Below are 25,897 nucleotides of genomic sequence, written 5' to 3' on the forward strand. Positions count from 1 at the left end.
GGGTCGATGACCAGGGCCGTCCGGGCGGCGCGGCGTCTCGGCGCCCACGTGCCACCACCGCTGCTGGTGCGCCTCTCGGCGCTCTGGCACGGCGAGACCGCGCTCCAGCGCCGGCTGCACGGGCGGTCGGCACCAGGCAGCCCACTGGGACGCGACCAGCCGCTGAGCGGTGTGGCGCGGCTGGACGCCGCCCTCTTCGCCGCGCTCGACGCGCTGCAGGCTGGCGGCGTCCCGTGCGCCGTCCTCGAGGCGGGCACGATGCGTCGCCGCGTCGTGGTCGTCACCGGCGACCACGGCGACGCCGCCCGGCGAGCGCTGGCCGCCACTTCGGCCGTGGTGCAGCCGGTGGGATCGGCGGTGCTGCGCCTGCACCACGGTGACCCTGCCTTCGGCTGCGACGTCGAGATCTGGCCGCTGGTGGGCTCCGGCCCGCGGCCGGACGGCGGCGCGTACGTGCCCGGCACCGCCCTGGCCCCGCGCGCCAACCGCTGGGTCCGCTACCTCGAGCCGGGCGAGCGCGTCGCAGCCAGGGGTCAGGTCGGTGGACAGGACGTGCCGACGTACTCGGGGCTGCTGAAGCCGCACCTGCTCGACGTCGACTTCCCCATCGACGTCGTCTACACCTGGGTCGACGGCGCGGACCCCGCCTGGCAGCGCCGCAAGGAGCAGGCCTGGGTGGCGCTCCACCCCGAGCACCACCACCCGTCGGCCGTCACGAGCTCGCGCTTCGCGTCCCACGACGAGCTGCGGTACTCGCTGCGCTCGCTCGAGACGTACGCCGACTGGGTCCGCACGGTCTACGTCGTGACCGACGGCCAGCGGCCCGCGTGGCTGCGCACCGACCACCCGCGCCTGCGCGTCGTCGACCACCGCGAGCTGTTCGCGGGCACGCAGGCGCTGCCGACGTTCAACTCGCACGCCATCGAGGCCCGGCTGCACCACGTGGCCGGCCTCTCCGAGCACTTCCTCTACCTCAATGACGACGTGTTCTTCGGCCGGCCCGTGCGTCCGGAGCTGTTCTTCGAGGCGTCGGGGCTCGCGCGCTTCTTCCTCACCGACGCCTTGATCGACCTGGCCGGCCCCTCCGCCCGCGACCTGCCCGTCGCGAGCGCGGCCAAGCAGACCCGGGCCGTCGTGGAGCGGCTGCACAGCCGCACCGTCACCCAGCGGTTCCAGCACGTCGCCCATCCGCAGCGGCGCAGCACGCTCGAGCAGATCGAGGCGCAGCTGCCGGACGAGCTCGAGGCCACGGTCCGCTCGAGGTTCCGCAGCCCCAGCGACCTGTCGGTGCCGTCGTCCCTCGCCCACTACGTCGGCTACGCCTCCGGCCGGGCCGTGCCCGGCACGCTCTCGTACCTGTACTGCGACGTCACCGAGCGGCGCGCGCCGATCAAGCTGCAGCGCCTGGCCCGCCGCCGGGACGCCGACGTCTTCTGTCTCAACGAGACGGACACCCCCGGTGGGCATCCGGGTCACCGCCTCATGGTGGACTTCCTCGAGTCCTACTTCCCCCGCCCGTCCTCGTTCGAGACCGGCGCCGATGCTCTGCGGAGGCCGCGATGAAGGGCCTCCTCACCCGGCTCGTCCGCGGTCGCCGTCGCCGCCCCGTGCTGGACACGCTGGGCTACCGGCAGGTCGACGCGGCGCTGGAGCTGCGCTTCACCACCCGACCGGACGTCGTGGTGCACGACCTGTGGTGGCAGGACGCCGTGGCCGGCTCCTGGCGCCGCGCAGGCACCTGCCGGCGCGTCGGTGAGGGCTACGAGGCGCGGGTCGAGCTGCCGCTGGACCTGGCGGCTGACGAGCCCGAGGGCGTCACCGGTCAGCTGTTCGTCGACGTCGAGCACGACGTCCTCGACTCCGACGAGGCGAGTGCCGTCACGCTCAGCCCCCTGGTCGAGCGCCGGGGCGGCCAGGGTGAGCGGGCGCGGTACCGCCGGCGCTTCGGGCAGTTCCACGACACCGACGGCGGGGTCCTGCTGCCCGTGCAGGAGCGCGGCCACGAGGCCGCGGTCTACGTCAACCGGGGCGGCTACCTCGCAGTCGCCGTCGACCGCCCCCTGAAGCCGTTCACCGACGTGCTCGTGCGTTGGCTCAGCGTGCGCGGGGGTCACCTCGTGATGACCGGTCGGCTGTCGTCACGCCACGAGGCCCTCGCGGCCGCCGAGCTGTTGCTCAAGGGCCGCACGAGCGGGCACCGGCTCACCGTGCCCGTCCGTTTCGACCCCGACCCGAGCAGAACTCGCCGAGCCTTCGGGCACCGCTGGTACCGCTTCGAGGTGCGCGGCGACCTGCACGCGCTGCTGGACCAGCCGGACGTCGGCGACGACATCTACGACGCGTGGTTCGTCCTGACCAGCCGCCAGCAGCCCGAGCCGTTCACCTCGCGCGTCGGCAAGACGAAGTTCGTCACCCGCCGCCTGACCCGCCCTGGGTGGATGTCGTCGAAGGCGGGTGCGGCGGCGGTGACGCCGTACTACACGTTCAAGAGCCGCAAGACGTCGTTCCAGGTCGACCGCTTCGAGCCCGAGGCGATGGCGTACCTGCGCCAGCAGCTGCGCTGGCGGCACCTGGTGCGCGCCCGGCACGCGCTCAACGCCTCGGCCCGCCCGCTCTGGCTCGTCGGCGAGCGGCCGAACAAGGCCCAGGACACCGGCTTCGCGCTCTTCCGCCACCTGCGCGAGCACCACCCGGAGCTTGACGCCTACTACGTCATGGACCCCAGCGCGCCGGACTACCGCAATGTCGCACCGCTGGGCAACGTGCTGGCGCACCGCTCGCGCGAGCACATCAACGTCGCGCTGCGAGCCGACCGCGTCCTCGGGTCGCACCACCCCGACTTCGTCTACCCATTGCGCACCAAGCGGTTCAGCCGGGCGGTGCGGGCCACACGCATCTTCCTGCAGCACGGAGTCATGGGCACCAAGTGGATGGTGCCCAACTACGGCAAGGGCGTCGGCGACTTCCGCACCGACCTGTTCATCGTGAGCAGCGAGCGCGAGAAGGAGTACATCGTCGGGGACTTCGGGTACGACCCCGACGAGGTTGCCGTCACCGGCCTGTCGCGCTTCGACTCCCTGCTCGCGAGCGATGTCGAGGTGCGTCGCCAGCTGCTCGTGCTGCCTACCTGGCGCGACTGGCTGCAGGACGACGAGACGTACCTGGAGTCGGAATACCACGAGCGCTGGTCCGAGCTGCTGCACCACCCCCGACTTCGCGAGCTGGAGCAGCAGCACGGCTTCGAGGTTGTCTTCGCCCTGCACCCCAACATGGCGCAGTTCACGCACTTGTTCTCCGACGTCCCGGCGCGCGTGGTGAACTTCGGTGAGGTCGACGTCCAGCACCTGCTGAAGTCCAGCGCGATGCTGGTCACGGACTACTCCAGCGTGGGCTTCGACTTCTCGTTCCTCCACCGCCCCGTCGTCTACTACCAGTTCGACCAGCAGCGCTTCCTCGGCCCGCGCGGCTCGCACCTCGACCTCGACGCCGAGCTACCCGGGCCCATCGCGTTTCGCGTGAGCGCGGTGCTCGCCGCCGTCGAGGCCGCGGCGGCGGACGACTTCACGATGTCGCCGGAGCACGTGCGCCGCGCCGACCGGTTCATCGCCCACCGCGACCGCTCCAGCAGCGCCCGGATCGTCGCTGCCGCCCGAGCCGCGCACCGCGAGCGGCTGCCCTGGCGGCGCGTGGCCTGGCGCCGGCGCTGGCGCACGTCCGACCCGCGCCTCAACCGCCGCCGATACTGGTTCCCGTTGATGCGCGTGATGTTCCGCCTCGTCCAGCGGCTGCCGGCAGACGACCGGCGCGTCGTCTTCGAGTCGGGGGTGGGCAAGCAGTACGCCGACAGCCCCCGCTACGTCTACGAGGAGCTCATGCGGCGCGGGGTCGACGTCAAGGCGGTCTGGGCCTACTCCGGGCAGCTGCACGGCACCGACAGCCGCACCACCGTCGTCGACCGCCTCTCGCCGGCGTACTTCTACCACCTGGCGCGGGCCCGGTACTGGGTCAACAACCAGAACTTCCCCCACTACGTGCAGCGGCGCGCCGACGGCGTGTACCTGCAGACCTGGCACGGCACACCGCTGAAGCGCATGCTCCACGACCTCGACGTCGTGCACGGCCGGGACGCCGGGTACCTCGACCGCGTCACCCGGGCGTCCGCGCAGTGGAGCCTCCTCGCGTCTCCGAGCCGCTTCGCCACGCAGGCCATGCGCAGCGCGTTCCGGTACGGCGGCGAGGTGCTGGAGGTCGGCTACCCGCGCAACGACCTCTTCTTCCGCGATGACCGCGAGGCGGTCGCGGCCGGCGTCCGGAGGCGGCTGGGTATCGCTCCCGACAAGAAGGTGGTGCTCTACGCACCGACGTTCCGGGACGACCAGGCGCTCGGCGGGAGCGCCTTCGCGTTCCGGCTACCGCTCGACCTCGAGCGCGTGCACGAGCGGCTCGGCGACGACGTGGTGCTCCTGCTGCGCATGCACGTGCTGGTGCGTCAGGCGATCACGATCCCGCCGCACCTGAGCGAGCACGTGATCGACGCGTCGTCCTACCCCGAGATCCAGGAGCTCTTCCTGGTCAGCGACGCGCTCGTCACCGACTACTCATCGGTGTTCTTCGACTTCGCGAACCTGCGGCGGCCCATGGTGTTCTACGCCTACGACCTCGAGGCGTACCGCGACAACCTGCGGGGCTTCTACCTCGACTACATCGACACCGTGCCCGGCCCGGTCGTCACCACGGAGGACGACCTGCTCGACGCGTTGTCCGACCTGGATGCCTTGCAGCGCAGGTACTCCGACCGCTACGACACCTTCATCGAGCGCTTCAGCCCCCATGACGACGGGGGCGCCGCCGGCCGCCTGGTCGACCGCGTCTTCGGGCCGCTGCTGTGACCCTCAAGGTCAGTGTGGTCGTCGCCGTGTACAACACGGGGCCGAACCTGCTGCAGCTCATGCACTCCCTCGACGTGCAGAGCCTGCCGCGGGCCGAGTTCGAGGTCCTGCTGGTCGACGACGGCTCGACCGACGACACCCCGGCACTGCTGCGTGAGGTGGCCCGCAGGCGTCCGCACGTGCGGGTGCACACGATCGAGAACTCCGGGTGGCCGGGGCGCCCGCGCAATGTCGGCCTCGCCCACGCCCGCGGCGAGTACGTGTTCTTCAGCGACCACGACGACGAGTTCTTCCCGTACGCGCTGGAGGAGATGTACGACACGGCCCGCGCCGACGACAGCGACATCGTCTACGGCAAGGTCGTGCGGTCCGGCCGGCCGACGCCGTACTGGCCGCTGGCGCGCGCCGACGTCGCGCACGCCCGGCTGGTCGAGCACCACCTCATGGAGTCGCGGAGCACTCACAAGCTCTACCGCAGACGCTTCCTCGACGAGCACGGCATCCGGTTCCTCGAAGGACGGGTTCGGCTCGAGGACCACCACTTCATGGGACAGGCCCTCGCCGCCGACCCCCGGGTGAGCGTCCTCGCCAGCGTCCCCTGCTACCGGTGGATCCACCGCAACGACGGGTCCAACTCCTCGTCCGGGCACGTCGACCTCGACTGGTACTTCGGCTTCTTCCGCCGGTCTGTCGAGCTGCTGCAGGCTCCGTCGCTGCCGTCGGAGGTGCGGCTGCAGGCCGCGGCGGTCGGCGCGGAGCGCATGTTCATGGCGGTGCCGCCGCGCTCGTGGGCTGCGCGTGCCACCGACGACCGCAGCGCTGCCGTCCACACCCTGGCGGGGTTCGTCGACGCCTGCGTGCCGCCAGAGGCCGACCACCGCCTCGGCGTCATCAAGCGCGCGGCCGTCGCAGCGCTGCGCCAGCACGACCTCGAGGCGTTCGACGCCGTGCAGGAGCTGCGCCGGCTCATCGACGCGAGACCGACTGCGCAGCAGGTGCGCTGGGACGGCGCCCGGTTGCTCGTCACTGCGGATGTCGACCTGCTCGCGGACCTCGAGACCGTGCTGACGGTGGAGGACGTCGCGGGGGCGCCCACCCTCGTCCCCCGGTCGCCGGTGGCCGAGCGGGCTCTGCCGCCGCAGCTGCGCACGCTCACCGGCTGGGAGGGCGTCGGTTCGCTGGAGCTCAGCGTCCGGCGCGCCCGCAGCGGCCTGGAGTGGCCGCTTGCTCAGCACGGCGACGTCAGCACCGCCGTCGCGGACGGCCGACGTGAGGTGAGGGCTCGGGTGCAGGCTGTGCTCGACGCCGACGCCGGGGTCTTCGGACAGCCCCTCGGCCCGGGCTCGTGGATGGTAATGGGAAGGGTGGAGCTCCTCGGCGAGAGCCGCGTGCGCCGCCTGGCGGTGGCCCCCGACGTGCTGCCCGACTCGACGCCCCCGGATGGCAGCGCCTCCGCGGCCACGGCCGTCGCCAGCGACGCCGGACAGCTGGGCGTGACGGTGGGCTCGGCGCGCCGGCCGCAGGCGCACGCGGTGCGGTGCGACGGCGACCGGCTCACGATGCGGCTCGACCCGGTGACGCGCCCGGCCCTGGTGGTCGCCCGGGTACGAGACGGCGACGCCGAGGTGCAGCCGTTCACCAGCGCGCCGGTCCGCGAGGGCGAGACGGTGGTCGAGCTCCCCCGCACCGCGGCCGGGCAGATCGTCGACGTGTCGGTCGTGACGCCCACCGGCGGTGACTGGCGGGTGGGCTTCGGGGGTGAGTGCGCGTCCCGAGCTCCGCTGCGGGTGTACGCCACGACGAACGGGTCGCTGTCGGTCAAACACCTGGCAACGCCCGAGCGACGAGGCCTCCAACACTGGGTGCGCACTGCCGTGAGGGCGGTGCGTGCTCGCGGCTGAGGCGCGATACTGGGGCTCGTTCGGTCGCCGCACGCACACGCGGCGCACGAGTGCGTCGCAGGGGGTTGCATCGGTGAAGGTGTCAGTCGTGGTGGCGGTGTACAACACCGGTGAACGCCTGCGAGCGCTCGTGGACTCCCTCGGCGAGCAGCAGCACCTCGGTGAGGGAGAGCTCGAGGTCGTCCTCGTCGATGACGGGTCGAGCGACGACACCCCGGCGCTGCTGCAGGAGCTGGCCCGCACCCGGGCCGACGTCCACGTGCACACCATCGAGAACTCCGGCTGGCCCGGTCGCCCCCGCAACGTCGGCCTGGCGCACGCGCAGGGCGACTACGTCTTCTTCGCCGACCACGACGACGAGTTCTTCCCCGATGCGCTGGGCCGCATGCACGCCATGGCCACCGCAGACCGCGCGGACGTCGTCTACGGCAAGGTCGTGCGCGTCGGCGCCCGCACGCCGTACTGGCGCCTCGCCCGCCGCGACGTGCACGGCGCGGACCTGGTCGACGACCACCTGCTGGACTCCCGCAGCACGCACAAGCTCTACCGCCGACAGTTCCTTCTCGACCACGGCGTGCGCTTCCTCGAAGGCAAGGTCCGGCTCGAGGACCACCACTTCATGGGGCAGGTGCTGTCGCACAGCCCGCGGGTCAGCGTGCTCGCGAGCCAGCCCTGCTACCGCTGGATCCACCGCAGCGACGGCACCAACACCTCGGCCCGACGTCCCGACCTCACCGAGTACTTCCACTACTTCACCGAGTCGGTGCAGCTGCTGCAGACCCCTCAGGTGCCCGAGCGGGTCCGCCGCGCCATCGCCGTCGTAGGCGTCGACCGCATGCTGCTGCCGGTGCGCCCCCGGGCCTGGGCGGCCATGCCGGTCGCCGAACGCGGCACGACCACTGCCCTGCTCAGGCGGTTCGTCGAGCGATGCGTGCCCCGCGACGTCGACCCGCAGCTGCCCGCGCTCAAGCGCGCCGTCGTCCGGGCCCTGCGCACCGGCGACGACGCCGCCTTCGAGAAGGTGCTGCAGGTCCGCGCGGCGCTGCGGCTGCGACACCGCCTGGAGCACGTCGCGTGGGACGACGGCGCCGTCCGCCTGCGCGTGCGCGGAACGCTCACCGATCGCACCGGCCAGCCGGTCGTCGTGGCGGACGCCGGAACCGGCCCCGTCCTGGCCGCCGGGCCGCTCGCCGACGTCGTCGACGCGCTCCCCGCCTGGGACGCCCTGGGCCAGCTCGAGGTCACGGTCCGCCACCGTGGCACCGGGATCGAGTGGCCCCTGCCCTGCACCAGCGAACCCGTCCGGCCGGCCGGCGCCAGCGGACCCCTCGAGGTCGCCTGCACCGCCACCATCGACCCGGCCCACGGGTGGTTCGGCCAGTCGTTGGAGGTAGGAGGCTGGCAGCTCCTGGTGCGCAGCGACCTGCTGGGCGAGGGGCGCACCCAGGACCTGCAGGTCGACGACTCCGTGGCCGTGCCCGAGCAGGAGGAGCCGCTCGGCGACCGCGCGGCCGCCCTGCGAGCGGACGGCACCGGCCGGCTCGCCCTCAGCATCGGCGCCCCGGGCCACTCGCGACGTCCAGACCGCCCGTACGCTCTGCGCGCGCTGCGCTGGCACAGAGGCCGGTTCGTCGTCGACGTGGACGGCCCGCAGGCACCGGAGTCCGGCGCGACGGTCGTGCTGCGCCGGCGGGCCGACGGTGGGCAGACCGAGGCCCCCCTGCGGGCCGGCCGGGCCCGGTTGCGGCTGCCCCCGGGTCGCCGCGGCGACCTGCTCGACTTGTACGTGCGGTCGCGGCTCGACGATGACGCGCAGCACGAGCACCGGATGGCCTTCGGCCGAGCGCAGGTGAGCGACGGTGGCCCGGCCCGCGCGTACGAGACCGCCCACGGATCGGCGTCCCTGCGCCAGCTCGGCCCGCAGCCGTCGTGGCCCGAGCGCGCGCTGCGACGCCTCAGGCGGGCACGAGCGAGGCTGGGCTGGTGAGGAAGCCCCACCCCCACGACAGGTGCATCGTCGCCAGCACCACCGGCAGCCGCACGCGCGCCGGCCATGGCAGCCCGCGTCCGGCCGCGACGGTCCCGACAGCCACGACCGCCACGTACCCCGCGGGCAGCACGAGGGTCCACGGGGTGATCACCGCGCCGAGCAGGCCGGCCGCGATCCCCAGGACGGCCGACGGGGGTGCCAGGTAGCGCACGTTGATGGTGCCCTCGTGGGTGCGTGCCACCACGCGCCGCCACCGCCCGTAGTCCCGGTACTGGCGAGCCAGCGCGCGCACGCTCGCTCTCGGGCGGTAGGTCACCTGCAGCTCGGGTGAGAACCACACCAGACCGCCGAGGCGCCGGATGCGGTGGTTCATCTCCCAGTCCTGCGCTCGCGTGAACCTCGGGTCGTAGCCCCCCACGCGCTCGAGCCAGCTGCGACGGAAGACGCCGAGGTACACCGTGTCGGCCGGCCCGGCCGGGCCACCGACGTGGAAGGCCGCGCTGCCGACGCCGAACAGCGAGGTCATGGCTGCCGCCACCGCTCGCTCGAACGTCGTGGTGCCCTCTGCCGCCATCACGCCGCCGACGTTGGCCGCGCCGGTCTCACGCAGCAGCCGCACCGCGGTGGCCACGTAGTCGGGGTGGAGCAGCCCGTGCCCGTCGACGCGGACGACGACGCGGTGCCGAGCGGCCTCGATGGCCGCGTTCAGCCCGAGAGGGGTGCGACCGCTGGGGTTGTCGACGAGCCGCACTCGCTCGTCCGCCGCAGCCAGTGCGCGAGCGATCTCGTCGGTGCGGTCGGTGCTCGGGCCGAGCGCCAGCACCACCTCGAGCTCGCCCGGGTACCGCTGGTGCAGCACCGCCGCCACCGCCTCGCCCAGGTGGCGCTCCTCGTTGAGCACCGGCATCACGACCGAGACGGCCACGTCCGGGGCCAGCTCGTCCGCGCTCACGACGAGCACCCCGTGAGCTTCCACAACGTGTACGGCGCCGACGTCGCGACCTTCGTGAACGCCGGGGACTCGGGCACGCGGTCGATGCCTGAGTAGTTGCGCCACGCGGACTGCGACCGCTTGGCCCACGGGCGCCCGCCGGTGAGCGCGTACTGCACGTGAAGCCGCTGCGCGGCCGCGCAGACGCCGGGCACGTCGCCGGCGTCCGCCAGGTGCTTCACCAGCAGGGCGCGGTCGGCGTCGATGGGGGACTTCTCCGTGGGCACGAGCAACCGCCGTCCGCTGACGGGGTAGAGGTAGGTGCCGCCGTTCCAGGGGTTGGCGGCCACGACGGCCTGGGGCGGGATCTCGCGAGCCAGCTCGCGCAGCGCGTCGAGCTCCTGCGGGCTGACCCACGAGCGATCGACGGAGGGCTCGAAGTAGGGACGGTCGACGGCCAGGTGGCTGCGCACGTAGCCGCCACCCGTCACCACCAGGAACGCGCCCGTCAGCAGCAGCGTGGGCGCCCAGGTGAGGAGCGCCCGCTGCGCGGGGGCCCGGCCATCCCCGCCTCTGGCTCGCGCGCCGGCGCGCGTCAGCCAGGCGGCCATCGCACTCAGTCCCGCGGCGGCGGCGATGACGGCGGGCACCGCGAGCAGGCTCGCCAGCCGGGGGGTGTTGTTGTACCAGGGCCACGTGAGCCACCGGGTGGTGGGCGAGTCGACGCCGGCGATGAGCACGTAGAGCACGGCGCTGGCGGCCAGCGCCACCACGAGCCAGCGCGAGCCCCGCCGCAGCAGGAGCACGACCGCGCCGACTCCCACCACCGCGCCCAGCACCCACAGGTGCGGGGCGCCGCGCGGGGCCAGGAGCACGGCGTCGGCGATGGCTCCGCTCAGCGACACCTCGGGCCCCGGCGGGTTCGAGGCGCGCATGTGACCGGCCTGGCTGCTCACGACGAGCCACCCGATGGCGGCCACGACGACGACGGCGGCCGCTGCGAGCCACCCCCGGCGACCGCCCCGCTCCGCCAGCCGCTCGGCGACGGCCGGCACCGCGAAGCCGGCCAGCGCGATAGCCACGCTCGGATGGGTCAGCCCCAGTCCCGCGACGCAACCGAGCGCCAGCACCACCGCGGGCAGCAGCCGTACCGGCCCGAGGTGCGGACGCAGCAGGAGCACGCCCACCGAGAGGGCAGCGGGGAGCAGGCAGAAGCCGAGCAGCTGCGGCCACAGGACGCCGTAGCCCCACAGCCAGAACGGCAGCGCCGTCGCCGCGGTCGAGGTCACCGCGGCGGCCAGCAGGACGGCCGGCCCGGGCCCGACCACCAGCCGCGCAAGGAGCATGCAGCCCAGCGGCCACACGACCGCGCTGGTGATCAGTGCGAGCGCCGAGGACGTCACCACGATCGGCGCCCCGGACAGCTGGACGGCGCACACGACGATCCCGTGCCAGCCAGCGGGGTAGAAGCCCGTGCCGCTCGGCGTCGAGTAGCCGTTGGCGTGCAACGACGAGATGTCCGCGTGGTCGAGCATCCACTGCGGGGCGCTGAGGTGGAAGATCGTGTCCGGTTGCTGCGGGAACGCGCTCGCGGTGCCCGTCAGGTGGATGTAGGTCGCGCCCACCAGCAGCGCGGCCACCCCCAGCCCGAGCAGCACGGCGACGGGCTCAACCGGCCGCGCGGCGTCGTCCGGCGCGGCGTCGTCCGGCGCTGCGGCGAGCCGGCCACCTCGGCGGCGCGTGGCGACTGCGGCAGCGGCCGCGATCCCCACGCCGACGACGGTGCAGACGAGCAGCGCCCACGGCGACCACCGCAGGCCGAGGGCGGCCCAGACCACTCCCCCGGTGGCGATGACGCCGGCCGACGCGAGGGGCGCCACCGCGGCCGCCCCCAGACCGCGCAGCCCCAGCACCGCGGCGATGGCGCCGCCCGGCAGGAACAGCACGGCGAGCAGCGTCACCACTGCCGGCCAGGCCGCCGCCCAGGACGTCGGGTCCGCGGGAATCACCGGGCGTCGGACTCGCGCGTCGACCTCGCCCGGACCAGCTCCAGGACGGGCATAGGCGGGCCGGGGACGCAGTGACTCACCCGAAGGATGCTACCCGGGGGCTTCGGCTCAGTTGCGGATGAGTGCCAGCAGGAGCACGAGGAAGGCCCGCCCGAGGTAGATCGCCGCCTTCGTGGGTGAGTGGCTCGGGCGCCCCGTGGTGCGCACGCGCATCGAGACCGGCACCTGGCGCACGGTGTACCCGCGGCGAGCGGCGAGCACGAGGGTCTCGACCGTGTCACCCAGGTACTCCACCGGGTAGGCGTCGGCGAAGAGCGTCATCATCGGCCGCGACGTGGCGCGAAAGCCCGACGTGGTGTCGGTCAGCTGAGTCCCGGCGACGCGTGACAACACGCCACTGAGCAGACGCATCGCCCAGCGGCGCGGGCCCCGCACCTCGTAGTCGCCGGCGCCCGCGAACCGCGCGCCGATCACGAGGTCGGCCCCTTCATCGACCCGGGCGAGCAGCTCGGGGACGAAACGCGGGTCGTGCTGCCCGTCGGCGTCGACCTGCACCGCCCGGTCGTACCCGCGGCTCACGGCGTACCGGTAGCCGAGCCGCATCGCCCCACCGACACCGAGGTTGTACGGCAGGACGGCGACGCGCGCGCCCGCCGCCCGAGCGCGCGCGGCGGTGTCGTCGCGCGAGCCGTCGTCGATGACCAGGACGTCGCAGTCGGGCAGGCACTCACGCACCTCGCGGACGACCCCGGCAATGGCGTCCTGCTCGTTCAACGCCGGGATGATCACGAGCACGCGCGCTGACGTCACGGGCCGCCCTCGACGGTCTCGCGCGGGGTGTCGCCGCGCAGCTCGAGGCGCAGCAGAGCGATCTCCTCGGCGAGCGTGCGCGTCTCCTCTTCGAGCGTGCTGACCTCCCACGACAGGTGCATCGAGAGGGCGAGCAGGAAGACGATCGCCAGGAACAGCACGAGGCTCACGCCGTTCCTGACGCCCACCGCGGTGCTCAAGTGGTCGAGGGCGGACGGGAACACCGCCAGCGGGATGATCGGGATGCAGGTGATCAGCCAGAGCACCGCGTACTTCTCCCGCAGCCGCCTGCGGCGGAGCATCTCCACGATTCCCAGCAGGATGAGCGCACCGAAGACGGTGGTCACGACCCTGACATCCACGCGCCGAGTCTAGCCCCGTGGCTGTCGCGCACCCCCCGCCGTGCGGCGCGCTCGCAGTAGGGTGGGTCGATCGTTGGTTCGACCGGCTCGCCAGGTCGGTCGTCGCAAGAGGGAACCCGGTGCGAGTCCGGGACTGCCCCGCAGCGGTGAGTGNCCGCCGTCACACGCACTGGGTGCCGACCACCCGGGAAGCGACGGCCAGTAGGAGTGCGGCGCTGCACCACGCGGCCGAGCACGCGCCCACGAGTCCGAAGACCTGCCAACGTGTTTCGCCGACAGCTGCTGCGACGGAGGCCGCTGATGGACCCACCCACCCTGACGATCACGCGCGCGACCATGTCGGTGCGGTGCGTGGTCCCCCAACCCGGGCAGGTGCGTATCGAGGTGCACCCGGCCGGCACAGCGGACGACTGCGCCGACTGCGCGTGGCACCTCGGGCTGCTGTTCGCGGGGCACGACCGAGACCTCGTCGAGGCCAGCGCCCGCCACGTCGCGCTGCCGGAGGCCCTGCAGCAGGTGCGCGACGCCGTGCCGCTGCCGGAATGGCGGTTGCTCGCCCGCGGCTACCAACGGCTGCACCACCTCGCGAGCCTGGTCGGGCGCGGCTCGGCGGCCGCCGAGCAGTACGTGCCGTACGCCGAGCTGGCCAGCGTCCTGCTGACGGCGCCGCCGCGCCGCCGGCTTCAGGAGCTCACCGCGGCCGGCAAGCCTTGGGGCGTCGCGCCGTCCCCTCTGATCGCAGGACACTACGGGGTCTCCACGCAGACGGCCCAACGGTGGCTGGCCTCCTCGCACCGGCACGAGCAGCCCGACCCGTCAGCCCGGTGACGGCCGTCAGCTGCGTGAGTCCACGATCGCGCGGCGCCGCGCGAGGCGGTGCTCGCGACGGATCAGCGCCTCCCGCTGCCGCCGAGCTTCGTCCGGCGTCGAGGGCGTGAGCGGGCGGACCGGGCGCGGTCGTCGCGCTGCGTCCAGCGCGACCATGACGAGGTAGGCGCTCGCGACGTGGACGGGCGGGGTGAGGTCGTCCCATCGGGTCGACTCGACCCGCACACCGACCTCCATGGAGGAGCGGCCCGCCCAGTTCACCTGCGCCTTGATCGTCAGGACGTCACCGACCCGCACCGGCGTCACGAACACCATCTCGTCCATGGCGGCGGTGACGGCTGCTCCCTGGCCGTAGCGCGCCGCCACCACACCCGCCGCGTCGTCGACGAGCTTCATGACCACTCCCCCGTGCACCGTGCCCATCAGGTTGGTGTCGTGGGCACTCATCACGTGCGACAGCGTGAGCCGGGTGTCGGACGGCGCGGTCATGCGGCTCCCCTCACGGTCAGCGCCACGAGGGCCAGGTCGAGCAGGACGACGACACCGACGATGGCACCGAGGATCCCCGTCGTGCCGCGGCGGTGGACGTCAACGCCGACCAGCGCGCGATCGGCGCAGCAGCGCAGCAGCGGGACCAGCGCGAACGGCAGACCGACCGCGAGGCAGACCTGCGACAGCACGAGGACGTGCAGCGGGTCGTGGCCCGAAGCCAGCAGCAGCAGCGCGGGCACCAACGCGACGAGCCGACGGGCGAGCCCGGGCACCCGCCGACGCAGGAGCCCGCTCATGATGACGGACCCGGCCTGAGTCCCGACTGCCGTGGAGGCGAGGCCGGACACGGTCAGCGCCACCGCGAAGGCCACCGCGGCAGCCGACCCCGCCCGATCGGCCAGAGCGCCCGCCGCGGCACCGAGAGACCCCTGCGCCCCTCGCACCGCGGTGCCCAGCACGAGCATCGCCACGTTGATGCCGCCCGCCGCCACCATGGCCAGCCCGACGTCCCAGCGCATGGCCCGCAGCGTCCGGTCGGCCGAGCCGCCTGCGCTCGACGTCGCCCGCTCTGCGGTCAACGCCGAGTGCAGGTAGACGGCGTGCGGCATCACCGTGGCCCCGACGATCCCGGCCGCCAGAAGCACGGTGTCGGCGCCCCCGAGGCGCGGCACGAGCCCTGCGACGAGGTCGGCGGGGCGAGGCGGCGCCAGGGCCAGCCCCACGGCGAAGCCGACTGCGACCAGGAGCAGGGAGCCGACGCTGAACCGCTCGAGGAAGCGCGCGCCGTGGCGGTCACGCGCCACGAGGACACCGAGACTGACTGCTCCCGCCAGCACGCCGCCCACGAGCAACGGCAGGCCGAACAGCAGGTGCAGACCCACCGCGGCCCCCACGACCTCCGCGACGTCGGTGGCGACGGCGACGGCCTCGGCCTGGGCCCAGTAGGCGATGCGGGGCCCTCGCCTCGACCGGTTCGCCACGAGCCGGGGCAGCGACTGCCCCGTGACCAGCCCGAGCTTGGCCGCGCTGTACTGCACCGGGCCGGCCATCACCGTGGCCAGCACGACCACCCACAGCAGCCGGAACCCGTGCGCCGCTCCGGCGGAGGTGTTGGTGGCGACGTTGCCGGGGTCGACGTACGCCACCGCGGCGACGAACGCCGGGCCCAGGGCGGCCGGGCCGGCGAGCCGCGGCCTCGGCGCCGTCAGCGCTGGAGCCGTCATCGCTGAGCCCGGGCGATGGCGTTCACCTCGTAGCTGGTGTTGGTGGCCTCGAAGAAGTTCACCAGCTGCAGCGTGTCGTTGGCGGTGGCCATCCACTTGGCCGGGTTGGAGTCGCCGAAGTGCGTCGCGAAGCCGAGCTCCTCCAGGCGCCGGTCGGCGAGATACCGGACGTAGCTGTTGATGTACGTCGAGTTCAGCCCGAGGATGCCGTTCGGCAGCAGGTCGCGGTTGTACTGCTCCTCCATCGCGACAGCGTCGAGGATCATCTGGCGGATCTCGGCGGCGAACTCGGCCGTGGCCAGCTCGGGGTTCTCCTCGAGCACCGTGAGGACGAGGTTGATGCCGAACTTCAGGTGCAGGCTCTCGTCGCGCACGATCCAGTCGATCAGCGACCCGAAGTTGCGCAGCAGGTTCCGCTGCCGGAAGCTCAGCGCGACCATGAAGCCGCTGTAGAACCAGATGCCCTCGAGCACCACGTTGTAGGCGACCAGGTTGCGGACGAAGTCGCGCTTGCCCTCGAGGGTGCTGATGTCGAGCGTCTGCTCGGCCATCCGGGAGATGTAGCGGACCTCGAACTCTTCCTTGGCCGCCATCGAGGGCACGGCGACGTGGGCCGCGTACGCCTCGTCCCGATCGATCGGGAAGGTCTCGAGAACGTACTCGAACGCCATGCAGTGGTTCGCCTCCTCCCACATCTGCTTGGCCAGGTAGAGGTGCGCCTCAGGGGCGTTGACGTAGGGGTACACCCCGAACGCGAGGGCCTTGTTCACCAGCAGCTCGTTGGGGTTGAAGTAGCTCATCAAGAAGGTGACGGCGTGCCGCTCCTCGTCGGTCATCCGGCCGAAGTCAGCGAGGTCCTCGCCGAGCTGGATCTCGTGGGGGAACCACGTGTTCGCGACCGCCTGGTTGTACAGGTCGTAGGCCCACTCGTAGCGGATCGGCTTCAGGAGCAGGCCGTCGCTGATGCCGGTGCCGAGGATCGAGCGTGCGGGCTGGTCGTTGGTGGTCATGGGGAAACTCCTTGGGGTCTGGGTCGATCAGGGGTGAGAGGCGAGGGTCGGGCCTACTGGCAGGCCTCGCACTGCAGGCGCTCCTGCGGGTCGACCGGGCAGGTCGCGTCGTCCTCGAGCGCGGCGATCAGCGCTGTCTCGACCGGCGCAACGGCTGCGGGTTCCGTCAGCGCGGAGCGGGTGGTGGCGAACCCGAACCCGGCGGCCCGGCCACTGGCCACGGCCTTGTTCACCTTGACGGTGGACTGCTCGGCGGTGTGCCGCGGCTTCATGTGCAGGTAGTACGTGGTCTTGACGCCCTTGCGCCAGGCGGCCGAGTAGATGTCAGCCATGTCGCCGACGTCCCTCGTCTCCAGGTACATGTTGCGGCTGATGGCCTGGTCGATCCACTTCTGGGCGCGGGCCGCCACCTCCAGGAAGGCGTAGGGAGACAGCTGGAAGGAGGTGCGGTAGACCGCCCGCAGATCAGCGGGGATGGCCTCGATGCCTTGGATGTCGCCCTGTGAGCGCAGCAGCTCCTCGCGCACCTGCTCCCACAGTCCCCGCTCCTGCAGCGCGCGCACCAGGTTGCGGTTGACCTCCAGGAACTTGCCCGAGCTGGTGGCCCGGCTGAACAGCTGGGAGAACTGCGGGTCGAGGCCGGGCGTGGTCCCGGCCACGAGCCCGATGGACGCAGTGGGCGCGATGGCCATGAGGGTCGCGTTCCGCATGCCCTGAGACACCTTGGCCCGCAACATGTCCCAGTCCAGGCGGGCGGTGCGGTCGACGTCTACCGGCACGCTCCGGTCACGGGCCAGCTCGTCAAGGGTGTCGAAGGGCACGAGACCCTTTGACCAGCGTGAGCCGCTGAAGTTGGCGTACGCACCACGCGAGGCCGCCAGGTCGGCGCTGGCATCGATCGCGTGGTAGCTGATGAACTCCGTCACGCGGTCGATGAGCTCGTACGCCGGCTCGCTCTCGTAGCTCAGGCCGAGGCGCTCGACAACGTCGGTGAAGCCCATGAGCCCCAGGCCGATGGCCCGGTTCTGGTCGTTGGAGTGCTCGGACTCCGGCACGGACGACCGCGTGATGTCGATCAGGTCGTCGAGCTGGCGGACCGCGAGCCGAGCGCTTTCCTCCAGCCGGGGCCAGTCGATCTGCGGGCCGTTCGACCCGTCGACGAGGTGGCGGGCGAGGTTGATCGACGCGAGGTTGCAGACGGAGACGTTGTCCCTGTCCTGCGGCAGGGTGATCTCGGTGCACAGGTTGGACAGGTGGATCGTGCCCGTGTTGTCGTTCAGCGCTCGAGTGTTGATCGTGTCCTTCCACGTCAGCCACGGGTGCGACGTCGTCTGCAGCGACACCAGGATCGCCGTGAGCTGCTCGCGTGCGCGGACCTTCTTGAAGGCTCGCAGGCCGCCGGCCTCTGCCAGCGCGACGTACTCCCGGTACCGGGCGCTGAACTGCGCACCGACCAGCTCGACCAGGTCCGGCGTCTCCAGGGGGTCGAAGAGGTACCACGCCTCGTCGTCCGCCACGCGCTTCATGAACTCGTCGGAGATCCACACCGCCGTGTTGGCGGTGCGGGTGCGCCGGTAGGGGTCGCCGGAGTTCTGCCGCAGGTCGAGGAACTGGGGGAAGTCCAGGTGCCAGTTCTCCATGTAGAAGCAGAGCGCACCGAACTTCTTGCCGCCGCGCGACACCGCACGCAGGGTCGAGTCGATGGTGTGCATGAAGGGGATCGGGCCGGTCGAGGTCGTGTGGTTGCTGCGGATCGGCGAGCCCTCGGCGCGCAGCTTGGTGACGGACAGCCCGATCCCGCCGGTGCCCTTGGTCAGCCACATGACGTCGCGCACGCTCTTGGCGATGTGGTCGATGTCGTCCTCCATCTGCATCACGAAGCAGTTGGAGAGCTGCGGGTTGACGGTGCCGGCGTTCACCAGGGTCGAGCCGGCCGCGAGGTACTCCAGCCGAGACATCTTGCGGTAGAAGCGGATCGCCACGTCGGTGGCGTCGTCCTCGTCCAGCGCGATGCCCATCGCGACGCGCATCCAGAAGTACTGGGGCACCTCGAGCTCACGGCGGCCCGGTCCAGTCACGAAGTAGCGGTTCCGCAACGTCACGATGCCGATGTAGCGCAGCAGCTCGTCCTGCGTGTGGTCGAGCTCGGCCGCCAGGCGCTCGAGGTCGAAGCGCTCGGCCAGGCGCGGGTCGAGCACGCCGTCGTCGACCGCGTCGCGGATGAAGCCGGGAAAGCGCGCCCGGTGAAGCAGCGCGAGCTCGGTCTGGGTCTCGTAGGTGCCGAGCACCCGCTTGTAGATGGTCTTGAGCAGCAGCCGGGCCGCGACCGTGTCGAACTGCGGGTCGTCCTTGACGTTCTGCACGGCGACCTGGATGGCTGCCTGGTCCAGCTGCTCGGTGGTGATCCCGTCGAAGAGGGTGATCCCCAGCTCGGACGCGATCTGCATGGTGATCGCCATGCCGTCGGCCAGGTCGTCGGTGACCCGTTCGATGGCCCGGTTGATCCGATCCGCGTCGTACGGCTCGCGGCTGCCGTCCCGCTTGGTCACGCTGACACTCACGGCTGACTCCTCGCTCGTCGTGGTGAGGTCCACGACGGCAGGAGCGGGCAGGGGCCGGTGAGGGCACGCCAGGGGCGCGGTCACAGTGTCCCCTGGCCTTCCCACGAGGCCGCGGACCACCGCACGGGGCGTCCCGTGCGGTGCGCTGGCAGGTCTTCGGACTCGTGGGCCGGAGAGCCGCACCGATTCGGCCGTGGCCGATCGGTGCGGCGAGCTCGCCTACTGGCCGTCGCTTCCCAGACGCTTCGCGTCCAGTGCTTGGTGACGGCGTTCGTTCCCACTCACCGCTGCGGGGCAGTCCCGGACTCGCACCGGGTTCCCTCTTGCGACGACCNATGGGCGGCCGAACCAGCTGCAGGTAACACCATATCTGGCGGTGTCACGACGATCCGACACCCAGATGTGGTGGGCGTGTCGGCTGCGCGGCTCAGGGGCGCGTGAGCGCGGCTGCCCTTATCGGCCGGCCAGGAGCTGGCGGGCCATCACGATGCGCTGGATCTGGTTGGTGCCCTCGTAGATCTGGGTGATCTTGGCGTCGCGCATCATCCGCTCGAGCGGGAAGTCCTTGACGTAGCCCGCGCCGCCGAGCAGCTGGACGGCGTCGGTGGTGACCTCCATGGCGACGTCCGAGGCGTAGCACTTGGCGGCGGCGCCGAAGAACGACAGGTCGGCGTCCGAGCGCTCGCTCTTGGCGGCCGCGACGTACACCATCTGACGGGCGGCCTCGAGCTTCATCGCCATGTCGGCGAGCATGAACTGGACGCCCTGGAACTCGGCGATCGCCCTGCCGAACTGCTGGCGCTCCTTGACGTAGGCGAGGGCCGCGTCGAGCGCCCCCTGCGCGATGCCGACCGCCTGGGCGCCGATGGTGACGCGCGTGTGGTCGAGCGTGCGCAGCGCGATCTTCAGGCCCTCGCCGCGCTCGCCCACCATGCGGTCGGCCGGGATGCGGCAGTTGTCGAAGTGCAGCTCGCGCGTCGGGCTGCCCTTGATACCGAGCTTGCGCTCAGGCTCACCGAACGTGAACCCCTCGTCGGTCTTCTCGACGACGAAGGCGGTGACGCCACGGCCGCGCGGAGCGTCGGGGTCGGTGACCGCCATGACCGTGTAGTACTCGCTGATCCCGGCGTTGGTGATCCACGACTTCTGGCCGTTCAGCACGAAGGAGTCGCCGTCCTCGACGGCCTTGCACCGCATGCTGGCGGTGTCGCTGCCGGCCTCGCGTTCGGACAGGCCGTAGCTGAACATCGCCTCGCCCGTGGCCACCGGGGGCAGGTAGCGCTGCTTGATCTCGTCGCTCGCGGCCAGCAGCAGCGGCATCGTGCCGAGCTTGTTGACCGCCGGGATCAGGGACGACGACGCGCAGCCGCGGGCGACCTCCTCGATCACCAGGCAGGTGGCGAGGGCATCGGCGCCCGCACCGCCGTACTCCTCGGGGATGTGCGGTGCGTGGAAGTCGGCGGCGCGCAGGGCGTCGTACGCCTCCTGCGGGAAGGCGCTCTTCTCGTCGACCTCGGCCGCGTGGGGCGCGACCTTCGCGTCGACGACGGCCCGCACCGCCTCTCGCAGGGCCTCGTGGTCGTCGCTCAGCCGGTACAGGTCGAAGTCGCTCACGAGACGATGTTACCGACCGGTCACCTCAACGCGGGCACGACCTCGGTCTCGAACAGCTCGATGCCCGAGGTGTCGTAGGCCGCGTCGGCGAAGTACGTGATCGCGTAGGTCAGGCCGGCGTCCTTCAGCTCGCGCAGCGTCTCGACGATCTGCTCCGGCGTGCCGACGGCCGGACCATCTCGGAACTCCGCCGCGCGCTTGCGCGCGCCGTCGTCGCCCAGCACAGGCCGGTAGTGCTCCTCGATCCACGCGAACCGCTCCTCGACCTCGGCCTCGTCGCGCCCGATCACCACGTTGTAGTTGGCACTGCGGGTGATCGAGTCGAAGTCCCTGCCCACGTCGCGGCAGTGCTCGGCGAGCACCTGCGACTTGTGCGTGAAGCCGTCGAGTGCGCCGTCGAAGTTGGTGTACTGCGCGTACTGCGCCGCGATCCGCAGCGTCTTCTTCTCTCCCCCGCCGGCGATCCACAGTGGGATGCCGCCGTCCTGCAGGGGCAGCGGGCGGCAGATGGCGCCGTCCACCTGGTAGTGCTCGCCCTTCAGGGTGGCCGTGCCCTGGGTCCAGGCCTGGCGCATGATCTGGACGCCCTCGTCGAGTCGGGCGATGCGCTCGCCGGCGCGCGGGAAGCCGTACCCGTAGGCGCGCCACTCGTGCTCGTACCAGCCTGCGCCGATGCCCATCTCGGTGCGTCCGCCGCTGACGGCGTCGACGGTGGCGGCGACCTTCGCGAGGTACATCGGGTCGCGGTAGCTCATGCAGGTGCACATCTGCCCCAGCCGGACGCGGGAGGTCACGGCGGCGAACGCGGCCATGAGCGTCCACGCCTCGTGCGTCGCCTCGTCCGTGGGCACCGGCACCGTGTGGAAGTGGTCGTAGACCCAGACCGACTCCCAGACGTCGCCGGCGTCGGCGCGCTGCACCAGCCCTCGCATGGCGTCCCACTGCTGGGCCGGGTCGATGCCGACGAGGTCGAGCCGCCAGCCCTGGGGGATGAAGAGTCCGAAGCGCATGGCCGCAGCCTAGGCGGGCGCTACTTCTTCTGCTCAGCGAGCGCCGACTGCAGGTTCTTCAGGAAGCTGCCCCAGCCCGGCATCAACCGCCCGGCCACCGCGTCGCGCTCCACCACCTCGAGCACCACGGTGTCGGCGCCGGCGACCGCCCGCACCATCTGCGCCCGCGACGACCGCTCACGGTGGTACGGGGTGATGTCGCTGAACCACGGCTGCCAGCCAGGCACCGAGTTGTAGGTGAACGAGTCCCCGATCAGCACCGTGCGGCCGGGGACGAGCCTCGACGGGTCACCGGTGGATTCCGGCCTGGCGGTGGCCCGCAGCCGCGGGCTCAGGTGCTTGGACGACGGGAACGCCTCGGCGTCCAGGCGCACCGCTGGCCGCTCGATGACGTAGCCGGGCACGACGTCGACGCGCTCGGCCTGGACGAACGGCCCCAGGTCACCCCGCTTTCGGAAGGTGCCCCGCTGGTGCACCGCCTCGGGGTCCCAGACTCCCGGGGCGATCGTCTGCAGCACTTCTCGGGCGTAGATGACCTGGCCGAGCGCCGTCCAGTGCGAGTCGGAGCGCAGGTAGGTGCCGCCCGGCTCCCGCTGCGCGTGACGCAGCGGCGCGCGCAGGTCGACGAAGCCGGGGTCGTCCACTGCGTCGTAGGCCTGCCAGAACGCGCGGCGTCGCTCGGCGGCGCAGACTCGCCCGATGTACCGGTGCGGCAGGTGCTCCACCGCGACATCGCTCTTGTCGGGAACCACCACGACCGCCACGTGGCGCCCACTGGCCCGCAGCAGTGCGGTGAACCGGCGCAGCTGGTCGATCGGTGCCTTCACCGGGCCACGAGCGGTGCAGGGGTTGAGGAAGTCCCCGCCGTAGTAGAGCCAGCCGTCCTCGCCGACGACGACGCGGGGGTACTGCGTGCCGTCGGCCGTGGTGATGGTCGCGACGTCGGGCGGCTGCCGGAAGACCTCGCGGGTGAGCTCCTCGTTGGCCCGCACCGCCGCGGGCCGCAGCGGCAGGTGGTCGGTGGTGTACTCGGAGGCGCGGTCGAAGACCTTCCACCCGTCGGACGCCGACGGCGGCGGCGCCAGCTCGCGGTTCTCCAGCTCGGTCGCGCGACCTCCCAGCGCGAAGGCCACCACCGGCGCCAGGACGAAGCCGAAGGCCGCGACCGCGATGACCGCCTTCGCGCGGCCCACGGGGCGTCGAGGCCGGGAACGTCGGTCGAGCGGGGGCTCGGGGGTTGCCACAGGACGCCTCTCAGAACTGGAAGTACAGGAACGGGCTCAGCGAGCCGACGGCGACGAGCATGCCGGCGAGCGGCGCCGCCACCCAGCTGCTCGCCAGCCGCAGGGCCGTAGCCCTCGCGCCGCGGCCGGCGTCGATGAGCCGGCCCAGCACGACGTCTCGGGGCATGAGCAGCACGAGCAGCGACAGCGCCAGCACGACCGAGCGCTCGTGGGTGAGCGCCACGGCCACCCGGTCGGTCAGACCCCCGCCGACCGGCACCACCATCACCTTCATCATGGCCGCGGCCTGGCCGATCGAGTCGGCGCGGAAGAGCACCCAGCCGAACACCACGATGACGAAGGTGACCGGGCGCCGCAGCCACTCCAGCCGGGCCGAGTCGCTGCGCCCGTAGCCCGAAGCGCGCTCCACGACCAGCCAGGCGCCGTGGTAGAGGCCCCACGCGAGGAAGGTCCACGCGGCACCGTGCCAGAAGCCGGTGAGGACGAAGACGACGAGGAGGTTGAGGTACGTCCGCGCTCCCCCGCGCCGGTTGCCGCCGAGCGGGATGTAGACGTAGTCGCGGAACCAGCGGGAGAGCGACATGTGCCAGCGCCGCCAGAAGTCCGTGATCGACACCGCTGAGTAGGGCCGCGCGAAGTTCTCCGGGAAGGTGAAACCCAGCATGCGGGCCAACCCGATCGCCATGTCGGAGTACCCGGAGAAGTCGAAGTAGATCTGCATCGTGTACGCCAACGCCGCCACCCAGGCGGTCGCCGTCGTCAACGGCGCGCCCGTCGCGAAGCCGGCGTCCGCGATCGGCGCCACGGTGTCGGCGACCACGACCTTCTTCGCCAGGCCGAGGGCGAACCGGGGAAAGCCGGCCACGAAGTCGTCGACCCGGTGGCGAGGCACGTCGTCGAGCTGGTCGGAGATCTCGTGGTAGCGCACGATCGGCCCGGCGATCAGCTGGGGGAACATCGCGATGTACGTCACGAACCGCAGCAGGTTGCGTTGCGCCGGCTTGCTGCCGCGGTAGACGTCGACGATGTAGGAGATGTGGTGGAAGGTGAAGAACGAGATCCCGATGGGCAGCGCCAGGCTGACGACCGGCGTCGAGCCCGCACCCAGCACGTCGGCCAGCGCGTGCACCTGGCGCGAGGCGAAGTCGGCGTACTTCCACACCGCCAGCACGCCGAGGTCGAAACCGACGGCCAACAGGAGCAGCCGGCGTCTCCAGGCCTGGCTGCGCTGGGGCGCCGCGACGGCGATGCCGACCACGAAGTTGACCGCGATGCAGCCCAGGAGCAGGGCGATGAACGGGCCGCCGCCCCAGGTGTAGAACAGCATGCTCGCGGCGGAGACCACCCCGCCGCGCCAGCGGGCCGGCAGCAGCCAGTAGGTGAGCAGCAGCGCGGGAAGGAACACCCACAAGAACATGGGCGTCGCGAACGACATGACGTTGCCCCCTGGAGCCTCCACGCGGATGAGAGGGGCACTCGGCCCGCGAGGAACATACCGATCGTGGGTCCCTGACCGTCAAGTCGCACCCTTCGAGAGCCACGTGCCGGGCGGCTCCTACGCTGGCCGGATGACCCACACGAACGATGCCGACGTCGTCCGCCGCCTGCTCACGACCCCCGCCACGTGGGCCGTCGTGGGGCTGTCGGCCAACACCGCACGCACCGCTCACAGCGTCAGCGGCTGGGTCGCCGCGACGCTCGGCATGCGCATCGTGCCGGTGAACCCACGCGGCGAGGGCGTGTTCGACGAGCCGGGTTACCGCAGCCTGAGCGAGATCCCCGACGGCGAGCAGGTCGCCGTCGTCGACTGCTACGTCAACAGCAGCCGGGTCGGCGAGGTGGTCGACGAGGCCATCGCCCAGCGCGAGCGGCTCGGCATCGGTGCCGTGTGGCTGCAGCTCGGCGTCGTCGACGAGGACGCCGCCGCGCGAGCCCGTGACGCCGGGCTCGACGTCGTCATGGACACCTGCCCGCGCATCGAGTACCCGCGGCTGGTGTGACGGCCTGAAGACGGAGCTAAGGACGGAGCTAAGGACGGCGGGGCAGGTCGAGCGCCTCGGGGTGCCGCAGCGTCCAGCCGTCCCAGGCCGAGCTCACCATGTCGCGCAGGTCGTACTGCGCCTCCCAGCCCAGCCAGCGCCGGATGCCGTCGGCCGAGGCGACGGTGCGCGGTGGGTCACCGGGACGCCGGGCGACCACGTCCGCGGTGACGTCGAGGCCAGTGACCTCACCGACCATGTCGATCACCTCGCGCACCGACGAGCCCTCGCCGCGCCCGATGTTCAGCACCAGCGAGGAGCCCTCCCCCTCCAGGTACCGCGCGGCCGACACGTGCGCCGTCGCGATGTCGGCGACGTGGATGTAGTCGCGGATGCACGTGCCGTCCGGCGTCGGGTAGTCGTCACCGAAGATCTGCGGGCGCTCGCCGCGCGTGAGCCGCTCGAACACCATCGGGATCAGGTTGAGCGCTTCGGGGTCGCCGAGCTCGGGTGTCGCTGCACCGGCCACGTTGAAGTAGCGCAGGCACACCGACCGGACGCCGTACGCGGCCTCGGCGTCCTTCGCCAGCCACTCGCCGACGACCTTGGTCTGCCCGTACGGCGACTCCGGCTCGAGGTGCGACTTCTCCTCCACCAGCGCGGTGTCAGGCGCGCCGTACGTCGCGGCCGACGACGAGAAGACGAACCGCCCGACGCCGTGGTCGCGCATGGACTCCATGAGCACCAGCTGGCCCAGCACGTTCTGCCGGTAGTAGTAGAAGGGGTCGGCCACCGACTCCCCGACCTGCTTCTTCGCCGCGATGTGCACGACGCCGCGGACGTCGTGCTCGACGATCGTGCGGTCGACCGCGTCGCGATCGAGCAGCGATGCCTGCACCAGCGGCACGTCGCCGATCCGCGACGCGTCACCGGTCGACAGGTCGTCGAGCACCACGACGTCGACGCCGTCCTCGCGCAGGGCGCGCACCACGTGCGCGCCGATGTACCCCGCCCCACCCGTCACCAGCCACGTCATGGCCGCCA

Annotated in this window: 19 protein-coding genes and 2 riboswitches; of the genes, 6 read left to right on the top strand and 13 right to left on the bottom strand. The window is 71.9% G+C overall.

Annotated features, from left to right (window positions below):
- The first annotated feature begins 6 nt into the window (after positions 1–6).
- The 4 genes from ASD06_RS02690 (at position 7) to ASD06_RS02705 (ending at position 8,777) form a co-directional block, all read left to right on the top strand.
- Positions 7–1,563, top strand: coding sequence for a stealth family protein (locus ASD06_RS02690; protein WP_056672577.1), 1,557 nt, complete (start codon positions 7–9; stop codon positions 1,561–1,563).
- Positions 1,560–4,889: a CDP-glycerol glycerophosphotransferase family protein gene (locus tag ASD06_RS02695; protein WP_082537610.1), complete on the top strand. Its 3,330-nt coding sequence runs from the start codon at positions 1,560–1,562 to the stop codon at positions 4,887–4,889. The genes ASD06_RS02690 and ASD06_RS02695 overlap by 4 nt, the downstream gene beginning before the upstream one ends.
- The gene (locus ASD06_RS02700; RefSeq protein WP_056672579.1) at positions 4,886–6,790 is read left to right on the top strand and encodes a glycosyltransferase family 2 protein; all 1,905 of its coding nucleotides are present in this window, start codon (positions 4,886–4,888) and stop codon (positions 6,788–6,790) included. Before ASD06_RS02695 ends, ASD06_RS02700 begins: the two co-directional genes overlap by 4 nt.
- Before the next feature lie 73 nt (positions 6,791–6,863).
- A complete protein-coding gene (locus ASD06_RS02705) occupies positions 6,864–8,777 on the top strand; it encodes a glycosyltransferase family 2 protein (RefSeq protein WP_162248029.1) in 1,914 nt (637 codons plus the stop codon).
- Here ASD06_RS02705 and ASD06_RS02710 read toward each other — a convergent pair.
- The 4 genes from ASD06_RS02710 to ASD06_RS02725 form a co-directional block, all read right to left on the bottom strand.
- Positions 8,746–9,732 (bottom strand): glycosyltransferase family 2 protein, encoded by a 987-nt coding sequence (locus ASD06_RS02710; protein WP_200941812.1) that lies wholly within the window; start codon positions 9,730–9,732, stop codon positions 8,746–8,748. The two genes, ASD06_RS02705 and ASD06_RS02710, sit on opposite strands and share 32 nt — an antisense overlap.
- On the bottom strand, positions 9,729–11,720 hold the full coding sequence (locus tag ASD06_RS02715; protein ID WP_157371450.1) for a DUF6541 family protein: 1,992 nt from the start codon (positions 11,718–11,720) through the stop codon (positions 9,729–9,731). The genes ASD06_RS02710 and ASD06_RS02715 overlap by 4 nt, the downstream gene beginning before the upstream one ends.
- Positions 11,721–11,828: 108 nt before the next feature.
- A complete protein-coding gene (locus ASD06_RS02720) occupies positions 11,829–12,530 on the bottom strand; it encodes a glycosyltransferase family 2 protein (protein ID WP_056672585.1) in 702 nt (233 codons plus the stop codon).
- Positions 12,527–12,892 carry a DUF2304 domain-containing protein gene (locus ASD06_RS02725; RefSeq protein ID WP_056672587.1) on the bottom strand — a complete coding sequence of 122 codons (366 nt, stop codon included), beginning with the start codon at positions 12,890–12,892 and terminating at the stop codon, positions 12,527–12,529. Before ASD06_RS02725 ends, ASD06_RS02720 begins: the two co-directional genes overlap by 4 nt.
- Before the next feature lie 57 nt (positions 12,893–12,949).
- Positions 12,950–13,171, top strand: a riboswitch (cobalamin riboswitch).
- A 21-nt stretch (positions 13,172–13,192) separates the two neighbouring features.
- Here ASD06_RS02725 and ASD06_RS02730 point away from each other — a divergent pair.
- Positions 13,193–13,720, top strand: coding sequence for a hypothetical protein (locus ASD06_RS02730; protein ID WP_056672589.1), 528 nt, complete (start codon positions 13,193–13,195; stop codon positions 13,718–13,720).
- A 6-nt stretch (positions 13,721–13,726) separates the two neighbouring features.
- Here the strand turns inward: ASD06_RS02730 and ASD06_RS02735 are convergent, their stop codons facing one another.
- The 8 genes from ASD06_RS02735 to ASD06_RS02770 all read right to left on the bottom strand — a co-directional run bounded on the left by ASD06_RS02735 (position 13,727) and on the right by ASD06_RS02770 (position 24,309).
- On the bottom strand, positions 13,727–14,209 hold the full coding sequence (locus ASD06_RS02735) for an acyl-CoA thioesterase (protein ID WP_056672591.1): 483 nt from the start codon (positions 14,207–14,209) through the stop codon (positions 13,727–13,729).
- The gene (locus ASD06_RS02740; RefSeq protein ID WP_056672593.1) at positions 14,206–15,435 is read right to left on the bottom strand and encodes an Nramp family divalent metal transporter; all 1,230 of its coding nucleotides are present in this window, start codon (positions 15,433–15,435) and stop codon (positions 14,206–14,208) included. The genes ASD06_RS02735 and ASD06_RS02740 overlap by 4 nt, the downstream gene beginning before the upstream one ends.
- Complete coding sequence (locus ASD06_RS02745) at positions 15,432–16,445, bottom strand: ribonucleotide-diphosphate reductase subunit beta (protein ID WP_056672597.1); 1,014 nt, start codon at positions 16,443–16,445, stop codon at positions 15,432–15,434. The genes ASD06_RS02740 and ASD06_RS02745 overlap by 4 nt, the downstream gene beginning before the upstream one ends.
- 53 nt (positions 16,446–16,498) lie before the next feature.
- Entirely contained in the window at positions 16,499–19,006 is a 2,508-nt protein-coding gene (locus tag ASD06_RS02750; protein WP_056673069.1) for a ribonucleoside-diphosphate reductase subunit alpha, read from the bottom strand.
- A 129-nt stretch (positions 19,007–19,135) separates the two neighbouring features.
- Positions 19,136–19,374: riboswitch (cobalamin riboswitch) on the bottom strand.
- Positions 19,375–19,459: 85 nt separating this feature from the next.
- The gene (locus tag ASD06_RS02755) at positions 19,460–20,620 is read right to left on the bottom strand and encodes an acyl-CoA dehydrogenase family protein (protein ID WP_056672599.1); all 1,161 of its coding nucleotides are present in this window, start codon (positions 20,618–20,620) and stop codon (positions 19,460–19,462) included.
- A 20-nt stretch (positions 20,621–20,640) separates the two neighbouring features.
- On the bottom strand, positions 20,641–21,630 hold the full coding sequence (locus tag ASD06_RS02760) for an LLM class F420-dependent oxidoreductase (protein WP_056672601.1): 990 nt from the start codon (positions 21,628–21,630) through the stop codon (positions 20,641–20,643).
- Positions 21,631–21,650: 20 nt separating this feature from the next.
- Entirely contained in the window at positions 21,651–22,823 is a 1,173-nt protein-coding gene (locus ASD06_RS02765; protein WP_056672603.1) for a hypothetical protein, read from the bottom strand.
- Between the two features lie 61 nt (positions 22,824–22,884).
- Entirely contained in the window at positions 22,885–24,309 is a 1,425-nt protein-coding gene (locus ASD06_RS02770) for an MBOAT family protein (protein ID WP_056672605.1), read from the bottom strand.
- A gap of 133 nt (positions 24,310–24,442) precedes the next feature.
- Here ASD06_RS02770 and ASD06_RS02775 point away from each other — a divergent pair, with 133 nt between their 5' ends.
- Positions 24,443–24,874, top strand: a complete 432-nt coding sequence (locus tag ASD06_RS02775; RefSeq protein WP_056672607.1) for a CoA-binding protein — start codon at positions 24,443–24,445, stop codon at positions 24,872–24,874.
- Between the two features lie 28 nt (positions 24,875–24,902).
- Here the strand turns inward: ASD06_RS02775 and galE are convergent, their stop codons facing one another.
- Positions 24,903–25,889, bottom strand: coding sequence for a UDP-glucose 4-epimerase GalE (galE, locus tag ASD06_RS02780; protein WP_056672609.1), 987 nt, complete (start codon positions 25,887–25,889; stop codon positions 24,903–24,905).
- Positions 25,890–25,897: the final 8 nt, after the last annotated feature.

The organism is Angustibacter sp. Root456 (assembly GCF_001426435.1).
Taxonomy (GTDB): Bacteria; Actinomycetota; Actinomycetes; order Actinomycetales; family Angustibacteraceae; genus Angustibacter.